The organism is Mycobacterium sp. 1465703.0, assembly GCF_001672975.1.
In the GTDB taxonomy this organism is placed as follows: domain Bacteria; phylum Actinomycetota; class Actinomycetes; order Mycobacteriales; family Mycobacteriaceae; genus Mycobacterium.
In genome coordinates, this window is record NZ_LZKU01000185.1 from 1 (window position 1) to 11223 (window position 11223).

An 11223-nucleotide genomic window follows, 5' to 3' on the forward strand; every position below is an offset into this window, starting at 1 on the left:
CTATCACCGCGGCCAAACCCGACCTCATCATCGACACCGGCGCCATCGACCAACCCACCTATAACGCGTTGGCCGCGTTCATCACGACGGGCTGAGCGCCGAGAGAGAGCACAGCATCGGGATCGCCGGGTCCCAGCGCGGCGATGGCTACCGGGCGGTGCTCGAGTTTGAGAGCGCCGAATTTGGTGTTGAGGGTTTGTGGCTGGTAGGGGCCCAAGTCCCCGCTGGAGCGGCCGAACACGTGAATACCCACCACGGTCGCGGCGACCAGTGCGGCAACCAGCACCGTCGCTCCCACAATGAGGCGGATACGGGTGCGGCGCTTGGGCTTAGGTGCGGACATGGGCGGGTGGGTGGCCGGTGGCGTCGACGGCAAGCTTGCAAACGGTTGCGGTACAGCACTGTTGGGTGGTTCAGCCGCCGCTGGGGAGTTATAGGCCGGCCACACCGGCGCGCCGGGAGGCGGCGTCGGTGGGTAGGTCCACGTGGGATTGGTGGGGTTGATTACTCGCGGTCCACTGGGACCGGTCGTGGTCGGCGGGGCGGGCTTGCTGGTAAGCGCGGCCGCGGTTGCGGCGGCCAGCGCGCCGGCGGTTTGGTAGCGCTGCTCGGGATCTTTGGCCAGCGCTCGGTCAATCACGTCGTCGATCTCGGCGGGCAGGGTGGGGTTGAGTTCAGTGGGGTGTGGGATGGGCCGCATCAGGTGGCCGGCCAGCATCGCCGACAGGGAGTTGTCGTCGTAGGGGGTGCGGCTGGTCAGCAGCCGAAACAAGGCGCAGCCCAGCGAATAAATGTCGGTGCGGTGATCGGCCGGGCGGCCTTCGATCGTCTCCGGAGCCGCATACGCGGCGGTGCCGACCATCGATCCCGTCGCGGTCAAGGTCGTGGCGTCATCGAGGGCGCGCGCAATGCCGAAGTCGGCCAACAGCACCCGCTCATGGTCGCTGCCCGGTGACGAGACGAGGAAGTTGCCGGGTTTGATGTCGCGGTGCAGCACGCGGCGCGAGTGGGCGTAATCGAGTGCGGCGGCGACGTCGGTGATGATGCGCACGATGCGGGTCGGGGTGAGGTTGGCGCGGGCCAAATCGTTGGCGGCGGTTCCTTCGACGTACTCCATGGCGATCCACAGATGTCCGTCGGTTTCGCCCCGGTTATAAACCCGCACGATGTTGGGGTGGTTGAGGGTGGCGGCCAGGTCAGCTTCGCGGGTGAAGCGGACCCTAAACTGGCGGTCCACCGACAGTTCAGAGGACAAAATTTTCAGTGCATCGCTGCGCGGCAGCGTGGGGTGGCGAGCCAGATAGACCGTGCCCATTCCGCCAGAGCCCAGCACATTTTCGATGCGGTATCCAGCGATCACGGTTCCTACGGCAAGCGGCATGAGTGGCTTACTTTCCGGTCAGCATGCGGTATTGGGCGGCCATCATCTGGTGCAGTGCGTGTTCTTGTTCGTTTTGCATCTCGTAGGCGTAGCGGTCCGCGCGGGCCACACACCAGTAAGCCAGCGTCTCGTTGAAGCATTTCGCCTTGGGCATGCCCGAGATCCCGCCGACCTGGTTCGGGCCGGTCATGTCGGTCACCAGGCGCGCGGCCGAGCCGCTGTCAGGGGTTTGGTAGATCCTGGTTTCCACCACCCAGGCAACCTGCTGCACGCCAGCGGATTTGAACAGCGCGCTCAGATGGACCGGGTCGTCGGGAGCCAGGTGCAGGGCCCCGTGTGCGTCATAGACGCCGTCGCTGATCGACTCATTTTCGGATCGGGGCGCCACGGTGCGCGCCATCAATCCGTCGGGGTCCAGCGGCAGTTGGGCCATCTGATCCGGTGGTGTGGGCTTGAATTGGTCGACCTGGGGTTGCTGTAAATCCAGTGTGGTGGCGATCGTTTGGGCCGCTGTATCGGGGTTGTCGGACGAGGTTGCCGCTTGCGCCAATACGTATTGGCCGTGTGCGCTCAGTGCGGTCACCGTGAAGCGCGGCCCCCCTGGTTCGGGGTAGTGTGCGGTCCAGTTGTAGCTCAGCGCAGTTGTTGCGGGGTATCGGGGAATCGAGAACGGTTGGGTGGGGACAGGTTTGGTGTCAAACGGCATGGTCAAGGACACTCCTTTGGCGGCCATGTCGGTGACCGCGGCGGTCGCGTCGGCGGGGCTGGCCAGTTCCAACACCATGTTGAGCAGGTCCTTATAGGAGTCTTTGTCGGTGTGGCGAGCGCTGGAAAACCCGGCCAGTAAGTGGTGGCCGTTAAGGGCCTCGCCTAGTGGGGCGCCCAGCAGGGAGTTGACCGCGTCGGTGTCTTTGACGACGCCGGATTCCATTTGCGCGAAGTCGATCAGGTCGGGGTTGACCTCCCAGGGGCCCACCACGGCGCCGGCCAGGCGGCGGCCTTCGGCCCAGCCGCCGCGCAGCGGGTCGCCGGCGGCGCCCAGAGCGGGGCGCGGGGTGGTCGGGAAGTTACCGACGTCGAGCAAGGCCAGATCGACACCGTCGGGGCTGCCCGTTCCCGGGGCTTTGATCGCGCTGCCCGCGATCGTCGTGCTGCAGGCCACGGTGGCCGCCGCGGTCGCGAGGGCGAGGATCAACGTGGGTGCGTGTCGTGTCATGGTGTCGTCAGCATCAGGTATTGGGCGGCGATGATCTGGTGGGCCTCGATCTCTTGTGCGGCAGTGGCTTTGAAGGCGTAACGATCGGCGGTTGCGATGCACAGGAATCGCACGGCGCCCAGGTCGGTGCTGTCGGGTCCGCGGTCAAAGCAGCGCGCCGAGGGAAGCCCGTTGACGCCGGGAGCGGAGTGGTAGCGCAGGAACGGGACGTCCATGCGGGCAAGGCCATCGGCGGCGCGCTGCGCACCGGTGCTATCAACTGCCTCGTAGACGGTGGTGCGGTCGGCGGCGACGCGGGCGATGCCGGCGTCGTTGTACATCGCTTGGGTGGCTACCGGATCGGAGCGGAAAAGTAGCGCGCCGTGCGGCGGGTAGACCGCGGCCTGGTTGATGTTGGGGTCGGTGGCCGGCACGGTGCGGGCCAGTAGTCCGCTCGGGTCAGCGGGCAAAGTGGCCAGCTGGTCTACCGGTGTGGCTTGGAAGTGATCAGCCGAAGGGCCTTGCAGGTCCAGGGTTTTGGCGATCATGTCGGCGGCCGCTGCGGCGCTTTCCTTAGAGCCGGCGAACTGGAAGAACACATAGGGTCCGTGTGCGGTGAACGACTCGGCTTCAAAGCCTCCCGAGAGCGCGGCAACGTCGGCCAGTGTGTTCGGATAACGCGGAATGGGGAGTCGGGTGGCCCAAATGTTGCCTGGGCGCACGGTGCCCAGGTCGGCTGCGCCCATGGCCGCCGCGGCGTCGGCGGCGTCTTGGGTGCTGGGGAAGCGCAACACTCCGTTGTCCAAGATCTTGGGACTGTCGCCGCCGGCCTGTCCTTTCGGGGGTGGCGGGGTGGTGCGGCCGCCGACGAACCCGGCCACGAAGTGATGTGAGGCGGCGATCGGGGCGATCGTCTCGCCGCGCACCAGCACCGAAAGCCGGCCCGGGTCGGATATGGCGGTGGTGGGCGCGATTTCGGCGTTCGTCGGGCTGATGAGCTTGTCGTCTATCTGCCAGGGGCCGGTCACCATGTCGGCCATCCGCTGGGCTTCCACCCGGCGCCCGGCGGCGTCATCGGCCACAGTGCCCAACGGTGGTCGTGGTCGGCGCGGATAGTTGCCGGGGTCGAGCAGCGCCGCATTGGCCGCCGCCGGGGCCGGGCCGCCGGACTTGACGGCGCTGCCGGTCACCACCGATGAGCAGCCACTGCCCAGCGCGATCACCGCGGCGAAGCCGGTGAGCAGAAGTGGTGCCGACATCAGACGCCAGCGCAGGTGGCCGCGGTCGCGCGCGCCCGGGCCCCGTGCAATCACCGGCGGGCTTCCTGAGCCAGCGCCGACCCGGCGGGATGGGAACTCGTCGGTTTGCCCGACCAGCGGCGCAACCGCATACGGTCGACCCCGATCGCGAGGGCTACCCCGCGCTCGGAGAACGTCTTGTCGGCCACCGACATCACCGCCAACTGTCGCACCCGGGCGCGGAGGCGCTTTTCTTCGTCACGGACTCGATGCCATTCGGCGCCCGTGGCGCCCAGATCGGCGGCGCCGCACAAATAGTCGATCGCCGCCTCAACCGTGCAGTGCTGCAGGGCAGGGTCGTCTGGGTAGAGCAGCGCGGCCTCGCGTGCGACGTGGCGCACACGGGCCTGCTGTGCGGCATTGAGCTGCCCGATTCGCGGTGCGCTAAGCCCTATCGTCGGCTCGGCCGGCGGCGGGCGGCGATCGGCTGCCTTGCCCTTTTCCATGTCGTCGTCCTCAACTCTGCGACTGCGCGCGGGCCTCGGTGGTCATGACGAGCCACCTCGACCGGACCAGCAGATGGTAGCTGCTACTACCAGTGCGTCAGGCGCGATCGCCGATTTTGTTCAACATCTGGCGAGCCACATCGCCGGCGCTATGCCCGGGCGCGGGCGCGGTGTTGCGGAAGTAGGTGATGGAGACCTCGACGATGCAGTTATCCCGCACCCCGAGCGCATGAGCCTCGCGAAGATTTACTGTCTGATCGTGGTTGGTCACGGTGGCTTCCACGACAGATGCATCGGCGTGCACGTCGCTGGCCTCGTAGTGCTCGTTGATACCGGTATCGATCCGTGCCCCAACACATCTGCGCCACTGTTGGGTGAATTTGTCGAACATTCCATCCGCGGCGGCCATCGTCGGCAGCGCGACCACACCCTCCTCGAGGTCGATCACCGTTGGATCCCGATCGTCGTGCGAATCCCACCACAGTTCATGCGCGACGTTGAGCACCTGGGCGCTGGTGTAGACCTCGCCCATCAGGATGTGGGTTAGCCCGGCGCAATCGCTTTGTTTGGAACCTGGCCAGTCCCAGAACAGCTCGGCGGGGCCGCCGAATGCTAGCGTCCGGTCGATGACGAATGACTGACCAAACACGTGTGACAGCTCGGTGTCGGTCAGCATCGTGTCTTTGATGACCTCACCCGTGAGGGGGCGGGGTTTGAGGTTCGGTCCGGCGCGTACCGTCCCGGGAACGATGTCGGTGCACCCGGCCGCCAGCGTGATTAGCGCCGCCGACACCAACACGTGGAAGAGCCGAATGATGGTGGGCGCAAACCGCATCCGGGTCATTGTTTGCCTTTCGTCATATGGTGCCTGGCGGCCGTGGTGCGATGGCGTGCGCTTTTTGGTGGGGTGCTCGTGGTGTGTAGCTTCTCATGACCGATGTTCTGTCGGCCGGCCTTGAGCTGGGGCGATGCGATGTGTGTTGTGCCTTGGCCTAGTGCAGCCCGGTCGACAACTTGGGCGCCGTTCATTGATCACCTGGTGTCAGCGTGGGGTGACGCGGTCAGCCATGCGGGTGGCGATGGTGATGGCCTGGGGGGTCACGCCGCAGTCGCGCACGTCGATTACGACGTTGTTGCGGGCAGTGAGCGCTCGCTGGCACTGCCAGCCTTCGGCGCCTTCTTCGGTATTGGTGACGGTGAGCATGCCGTCGTGGTTGGCGGCGGTGCCCACCATCCAGATGCTTGGTGATTCCCCCGGCGCGGGAGCGGGGTGCAGTGTGGCGCCGTTGCATTTCGGCCAGGCCTGGGCTTGCTTGGCGACAAAGTCGTTGGCCGCCTTGGCCGAAGAAAAGTAGATCGCGCCGTCGTCGATCACGTGGTCGGTCTGACGCGGGTCTTGCAGCGCTTGGGTCCGCACGGCGAGGTAGCCGCTGTTGTCGAGGTCCTTTTGGAGCGCTACACCGTGGATCTCCCCGCATTCGGGGTGGTCGTTGTCTCCGCCTATGTAGGCCGCGGCGTCATTGGTGACCTCGGCGCGCGGCGCGATGTTCGTGGCGCCTTCAATGCTGTTGATGGTGGCCACGTCCAGGCGCAGCCCGGGCAGCGCCGACAGCGGCATGGTTGCCGCCGGCGCGGGGCTGGCGCTGGGTTGGGCCGGCGAGGCGTTCGGCGCCGCAGCGCCTTTCGGGTCGGGGCCGCTATCGGAACTGCTGGCGGCGTGGATACCCAGGGCGGCGCACGCGGTGACGACCGCGACTGCGATGGCACCGACGATCCAGGTTGCTTTGCCCTGCCAGGCCTGCCGTGGCGGGACCGTCGGGGCGGGCACGGGATGCGCTGGGGCGAAACCCCAAGAGGGACTTATCGATGCGGGCGGTGCGGGGGGTGGTCCCTCGAGTGCGTAAGGCCGCCGCGGTAGCACCGTGGTGATTTCCTCGCCAGGTCCACCGAGGCTGGGCGGCGTGGGGACAACTGGGTGGCCATAGTGGGCGACTGCTGTACCACTTCTTAGCGCAGCGGCGGTAGACGATGCTGTCGCCGGATGCGGCATGTCGGTCAGCGGCGGGTGCGTGTGCTCAGGCATGGGGAGTGTCCTTTCGGAAGTCGGTGAACGCCGGGTTCGTGCGGTAGTTCACTGGTGAGCGGCCACGCCGTGGGTGTGCCCCGGGTGGAAGGTGAGGTGGCCGCGTGCGGAGGGTCCGTCCAGCATGCTTTGGAGTAAAACACAGCGGTAAGGGTTGCGCAACGTTTCTAACAGTTGCACTGCTGCGTTTACTGCGGTAGCGTCCCCGGTCATACCGATGCGCTAGTAAGTGAGGACCCACATGAGCGCTGTGTCGCTGGTCCAATCCGGACCAATAGGCTCCCCGCAGGGCCACGAGGGTGGCGCCGGCACCCGGATGGCCGCCACTGCGCGCTGGGTGATCCTGGCCGGCATCGCCCTGGCTCTCCTGCTGACCGGGTGCACGGCCACCGCCGTCGGACATCCCGCGGCGGCGCCGGACCTGGGCCGATGGCAGCCACCACCGATTCTGCCGCAGCATCTGGCAGATCTGCTGCTCAGCGAGAACGACGTCAACACCATCGGCCACACCACCGCCATGGCGGTGCGCCAACCGGTCTCACGGATGTGGCACGACGAAACCGTGGTGTCCAACACCAGCTGCCTGGACATTTACTCACCGGCCGAAGCCACCGTCTACCAGGGCAGCAACTGGACCGCTGTGCAAGGGCAGAACCTCGATGACACTGGACCCCGCGGCGCGCAGCACGCTTTGATCCAGGCGCTGGTCGGCTTCCGTGACGCCGACTCGGCCCACCAATTCTTCAGCCAGTCCAAAACACGCTGGTCGGACTGCGCCAACCGCTCACTGATCGTCACCCCGCCCGGTCACCGCCCAGTCACCTTCACCTTCGGTGACGTGCAGGCCAGCGAGGCCACCCTGACCGCCACTCAAACCCAACTCGGGATCGACGGATTTACCTGCCAGCGTGCGATGGGACTGGCCAACAACGTCATCGTCGACACCTTGTGGTGCGGCTTCGACACCACCAGCCAGGCCAGCGACATCGTCGCCAAAACCACCGGGGCGATCTCGCAGGCATGACCCATTACGACCACAGCTAGCTCACGCCGATAAGCCGGCCTGATTCAGGCCGATCCCTACTCCCGACAGAGGACCATCAGATGGCTCAACACCACCCTTATTTCGGTCAGCACGGATACCCCCACCACCACCCTCAATATCGGTATCCCTATCCCCCAGTGCCGCAACCACTTCAAGGACCCGCGCACTGGCCGGCTTACTGCACTCCGCGGGCGCCCTATCCCTCCGGAACTGTGACCGGCGGCCAATCGATCTTTCGGGTCCGCATCACCAAACACACCGGCTTGGTGATGCTCTCTCTCAACCAGAGTTACGCCTTCACAGGGACTTTCGCCCAATGCGAGGCTGAGTTGCGCGGCGCGCTGCTGCACAATCTACTTGCCGGCTGGTGGAGCATCACCTCCGTCATCGCATGGAACTGGGTCGCCCTGCTCGAAAATCACAATGCGCGTAAGGCACTGCGCTGCCAAGCCGCCCAGGCAAGTCCTGCGCCCCAGCCACAATCCCCGGCCTGGACACAACCGACGCCACCTCCCCACGGGGCTGCGACATGAGCTGGCGGCGCGCATCGCGCTATGCCGCGTCGTCGGTGGCAGCCATGTTGCTGGTGGCAGCGTGTGCCTCCCACCCTGACACCGCCGCTGCGGCGCAACCCAATTCACGACCACCCGCCGGGTGACCGGAATCCCTGAACGACCTCACCGTGGTCTGGAGCGCCGAGCCCGGGATCGACCTGACCGCGGGGCCCGCCGTAGCAGTTCGGGCTTACACCGAGTCCTACCTGCTCGCCTCCCTCACCGGCGACGACAAATATCTCTACCCCGGATTCGAGCACGCCGTGGACCCGAACAAAACGGATAATGATCCGATGGGCACCCAGCAGCTATGGCCCGACACCGGACGGCCCACCAACCCCTGGATCGGAACCGAACAGCAACACATCCTTTCGATTACCGTTGCTGGACGCGATGTCATCGTGGTGACATGCGAGTACGTCTTCAGCACCGCTGAGCCCGGTCGTCACGGCGATTACGCAGACCACTACGTGATGCCCGACCCTGACGGAGGCATCGAACCCAAGCGGATCGCCATGACCGCACCGACCGATCCCGGGCCGCCGAAGCCACCCCAGCGAGGTCCCGCGCGGGCACCCTCTGCCGATGTCTTCAACGGATGGAAGATCACCAACCATCAAGGGGGCTGGTTCGCCAATAGTGGCGTGGGTTCGGACTGGCCCACCTGGCATGACGACCACGACAGATGCCTTGCCAAAGCGCCGCCACATCCCAACCTCGTGCGCGGCGGCGGCGCCTACCCCCGCTCCCAGTTCCCCACCCTGCCCGCCGTTCCTGGCTGGCCCCTCTAGATTCACCGCAACGCCTTTGCTGTAGCGCCAACTCGCACAACGGTTTTCGCGCACTCACTTTGGTGTCGGTGATGTGCCAGTGGGGCGGGCGCGGTTGGACACCCCACAGAATTCGGTACAGGCGAGGGGGAGCGAATCGGGTCGCGGCCAAGACCTGATCGCACAGGACCCACAGCGGGCCCAGCGGCGGCAACTCCGACCCTAGCGGGCGGCGCCTCCTATGCCGGGTGGCTGCCAGGATGCGATCAGCCAAAAGCCACAACGGTCCAAGCGGCGGCAATTCAGACCCTATTGGACTGCGACGCCGTTGATTTCGTCCTTCCACACCTCGAGTCTAGGGGACCTACGACGCATAATTGCGCGGCGATTGCAGGTCGTATGCGTCGACGTGCGCGGCCAGCGCGAGGACGTGCCCACCAACGATCAGCTGATGCCCAGTTGAGCGATCAGATTCGCCAAAGCTGTTTCGGCTTCTGCAGATACCGCCCGCTCGGCTTCAACGTCTTCCAAGACCGTCACCGGCAGCCCCGCACCATTGGCGGCCTCCTGCAGGCTCAGCTCGGCGCGCTGGCGCGCCCCGTAGAGTCGCTGGCCCAGCGTGGCCGAGGGGGATCGCGCGGCGCGCATCATCAACTCGTTGTAGCTGCGCCGAACGCTGCTCAGCGCAAGGATGACCGCCGGGCTGCCTTTGGCATTGCGGGCAGCGCTCGATGCCAGTCTTTCCAGTTTGCGTAGATCCGACAAGATGCTGGTGGCTTTCGGGGTGAAGCTGGGGTCGTCGGGCTCGGGCAGATCAGCAATTGCCGCGGTGAGGGTGTGCATGGCCAGTTCCACCGTCTCGGCCATCAGCGGCGCCTGAATTGAGTCGGTGAAAACCTCGGTGGCCTCGTCGCTGATCGCTGATGTGGGTCTGCTGGGCTGTAGCGGACCGGTGAGGGGTTGGGTGACCGCTCCGCGTCGAATACGGGTGATGTGGCCCGTCGGCCACTCCAGGACCTTTTCCAGCCGTTCCAATGTTCGTTGCCGCGGCCAGCTGCGGCCCTTTTCGAACTTGATGAGTGCGCCGGCATTGATGATCCCGTCGCGGTCCAAGCTGCGCTGGGAGAGCCCCAACTGCTGGCGGCGCTCGGCGACCGCGGCGCCTGCACGCACCACGCCGGGGTCACTTTGGTCGTCCTCCCATTGTTCGTCGGTATCGAACGCGGCTACGACCTGCGTCGACTCGTCGAGTGATCTTTGCGAGGAGCCCTGGGGGGTTAACGTCACCGCGATGCCGTCCGGCGCTCCTAGGTACAGGGTGATGGCGCCGGTAACGAGTACACAATTACGGCGCACTGCGTCGATAAACATCCCGTTGGCGCTGGTGTCAATTGCTTGCCAGCCGTCGCGGTGCGGTTCGAGCCGGACATGCCGGCGTGAGATCCGCTCGTCGTCGACCTCGATAGCCACCCCGGCTTCTCTACCGATCACCGCCACGCCGGCGGCCGGATCGAGTGTGTGGGTTACCTGGCCGACCTGGACGACCAGCGAAGTGGTGGGTGGGTAGGTCGGGTATTCGGACGTCAATGGCTGCTCCCTCGATAACGGGTGAACGTGCTTGTGCTGCGGTTCGCCGACCTGCTTCGTCAAATGCTACACCTTGTACAGGTGCAGTGGCTGCGCCACACTCCGCGTGACCGTGGGCGTTTCGTGCCAGCTAGCGAATCGCGCGGGCCGGATCGCGCTCTCAGATTCCCCACGTTAGCGGCCATCAGCCCTGGCTAGGTCCCTACCCGTGGCAGACGCGGTCTGCCTTCGCACAGCGGATAGGGCGTGTCATCCTCAGCGGTGCTGTTGTTCTAAACGTTGCACAATGCCTAGCGCTGTGGTTACAGTAGCAGCATGCATCTGTTGGACGACATGCAGCAGCCACAGGGGGCCGATCATGAATGCCCCTGACAAGCCCCCAGCGGCGCCACCAGAGGATTACGTCGGTGCTTGCGTCCGCGACCCCGACCGCTGGACCACCGAGGAACCCGACGCTGAAGCCAAGGCCCTATGCCGCGCGTGCCTGCGCCGCTTCCGGTGCGCCTACGACGGATGGAACACCCCAAACGCTTCCGGCTTGCTGGCCGGGGTCGTGGTCCCCGAAGAGCCCGGCCGGCCGCGCGACTTCGCCCTGCGCCGCTTGCACGACCTCGCCGAACACGGCGGCTACCCCGTGCGTCCCCGGCGGCGCGGCCGCCAAAAATTCACCAGGTGACGGCGAGTTCTTTGGTGACGAAAAGGCCTGGGGCCCAAAATCCTACGATGGCGAACAGCACGACGGCCACAGTGAGGGCCACGCCCAGATACAGCGGCGCCTTCGTGCGGCGCGCGCAGGCTCGAAGAGTTCGGTGCGTGGCTGGGCTCTGTCGCCGTAAGTGCAGCTGACAACGGGCAGCGGGCGGA

11 protein-coding genes are annotated in these 11223 nt (G+C 65.9%); 3 read left to right on the top strand and 8 right to left on the bottom strand.

Going from position 1 to position 11223, the window contains the following annotated elements:
* Positions 1–58: 58 nt before the first annotated feature.
* The 6 genes from A5625_RS17070 to A5625_RS17095 form a co-directional block, all read right to left on the bottom strand.
* The gene (locus A5625_RS17070) at positions 59–1381 is read right to left on the bottom strand and encodes a serine/threonine-protein kinase (protein ID WP_232003732.1); all 1323 of its coding nucleotides are present in this window, start codon (positions 1379–1381) and stop codon (positions 59–61) included.
* Positions 1382–1388: 7 nt separating this feature from the next.
* Positions 1389–2597, bottom strand: coding sequence for a hypothetical protein (locus A5625_RS17075; RefSeq protein ID WP_066996279.1), 1209 nt, complete (start codon positions 2595–2597; stop codon positions 1389–1391).
* Positions 2594–3835, bottom strand: coding sequence for a hypothetical protein (locus A5625_RS17080; protein ID WP_082984440.1), 1242 nt, complete (start codon positions 3833–3835; stop codon positions 2594–2596). Before A5625_RS17080 ends, A5625_RS17075 begins: the two co-directional genes overlap by 4 nt.
* Before the next feature lie 50 nt (positions 3836–3885).
* On the bottom strand, positions 3886–4320 hold the full coding sequence (locus A5625_RS17085; protein WP_066996281.1) for a hypothetical protein: 435 nt from the start codon (positions 4318–4320) through the stop codon (positions 3886–3888).
* A 97-nt stretch (positions 4321–4417) separates the two neighbouring features.
* A complete protein-coding gene (locus tag A5625_RS17090; protein WP_197516136.1) occupies positions 4418–5155 on the bottom strand; it encodes a sensor domain-containing protein in 738 nt (245 codons plus the stop codon).
* 207 nt (positions 5156–5362) lie between these two features.
* The gene (locus A5625_RS17095) at positions 5363–6403 is read right to left on the bottom strand and encodes a sensor domain-containing protein (RefSeq protein ID WP_082984438.1); all 1041 of its coding nucleotides are present in this window, start codon (positions 6401–6403) and stop codon (positions 5363–5365) included.
* A gap of 241 nt (positions 6404–6644) precedes the next feature.
* Between A5625_RS17095 and A5625_RS17100 the strand changes: the two genes are divergently transcribed.
* Positions 6645–7427 (top strand): sensor domain-containing protein, encoded by a 783-nt coding sequence (locus A5625_RS17100; RefSeq protein WP_066996287.1) that lies wholly within the window; start codon positions 6645–6647, stop codon positions 7425–7427.
* 703 nt (positions 7428–8130) lie between these two features.
* Positions 8131–8793 carry a hypothetical protein gene (locus A5625_RS17105; RefSeq protein WP_232003733.1) on the top strand — a complete coding sequence of 221 codons (663 nt, stop codon included), beginning with the start codon at positions 8131–8133 and terminating at the stop codon, positions 8791–8793.
* A gap of 423 nt (positions 8794–9216) precedes the next feature.
* Here the strand turns inward: A5625_RS17105 and A5625_RS28460 are convergent, their stop codons facing one another.
* Positions 9217–10422, bottom strand: a complete 1206-nt coding sequence (locus tag A5625_RS28460; protein WP_082984439.1) for a helix-turn-helix domain-containing protein — start codon at positions 10420–10422, stop codon at positions 9217–9219.
* A gap of 295 nt (positions 10423–10717) precedes the next feature.
* Between A5625_RS28460 and A5625_RS17115 the strand changes: the two genes are divergently transcribed.
* Positions 10718–11035: a hypothetical protein gene (locus A5625_RS17115; protein ID WP_066996290.1), complete on the top strand. Its 318-nt coding sequence runs from the start codon at positions 10718–10720 to the stop codon at positions 11033–11035.
* Here A5625_RS17115 and A5625_RS30210 read toward each other — a convergent pair.
* Positions 11025–11223, bottom strand: a 199-nt coding sequence (locus A5625_RS30210; protein WP_232003734.1) for a hypothetical protein, incomplete at its 5' end; no start/stop codon positions are given. The genes A5625_RS17115 and A5625_RS30210 overlap by 11 nt on opposite strands.

Excerpts from the sequence above, each read along its gene's own strand:
- A5625_RS17070 (WP_232003732.1), bottom strand. The coding sequence starts at position 1,381 with ATGCCGCTTGCCGTAGGAACCGTGATCGCTGGATACCGCATCGAAAAT.
- A5625_RS17075 (WP_066996279.1), bottom strand. The coding sequence starts at position 2,597 with ATGACACGACACGCACCCACGTTGATCCTCGCCCTCGCGACCGCGGCG.
- A5625_RS17080 (WP_082984440.1), bottom strand. The coding sequence starts at position 3,835 with ATGTCGGCACCACTTCTGCTCACCGGCTTCGCCGCGGTGATCGCGCTG.
- A5625_RS17085 (WP_066996281.1), bottom strand. The coding sequence starts at position 4,320 with ATGGAAAAGGGCAAGGCAGCCGATCGCCGCCCGCCGCCGGCCGAGCCG.
- A5625_RS17090 (WP_197516136.1), bottom strand. The coding sequence starts at position 5,155 with ATGCGGTTTGCGCCCACCATCATTCGGCTCTTCCACGTGTTGGTGTCG.
- A5625_RS17095 (WP_082984438.1), bottom strand. The coding sequence starts at position 6,403 with ATGCCTGAGCACACGCACCCGCCGCTGACCGACATGCCGCATCCGGCG.
- A5625_RS17100 (WP_066996287.1), top strand. The coding sequence starts at position 6,645 with ATGAGCGCTGTGTCGCTGGTCCAATCCGGACCAATAGGCTCCCCGCAG.
- A5625_RS17115 (WP_066996290.1), top strand. The coding sequence starts at position 10,718 with ATGAATGCCCCTGACAAGCCCCCAGCGGCGCCACCAGAGGATTACGTC.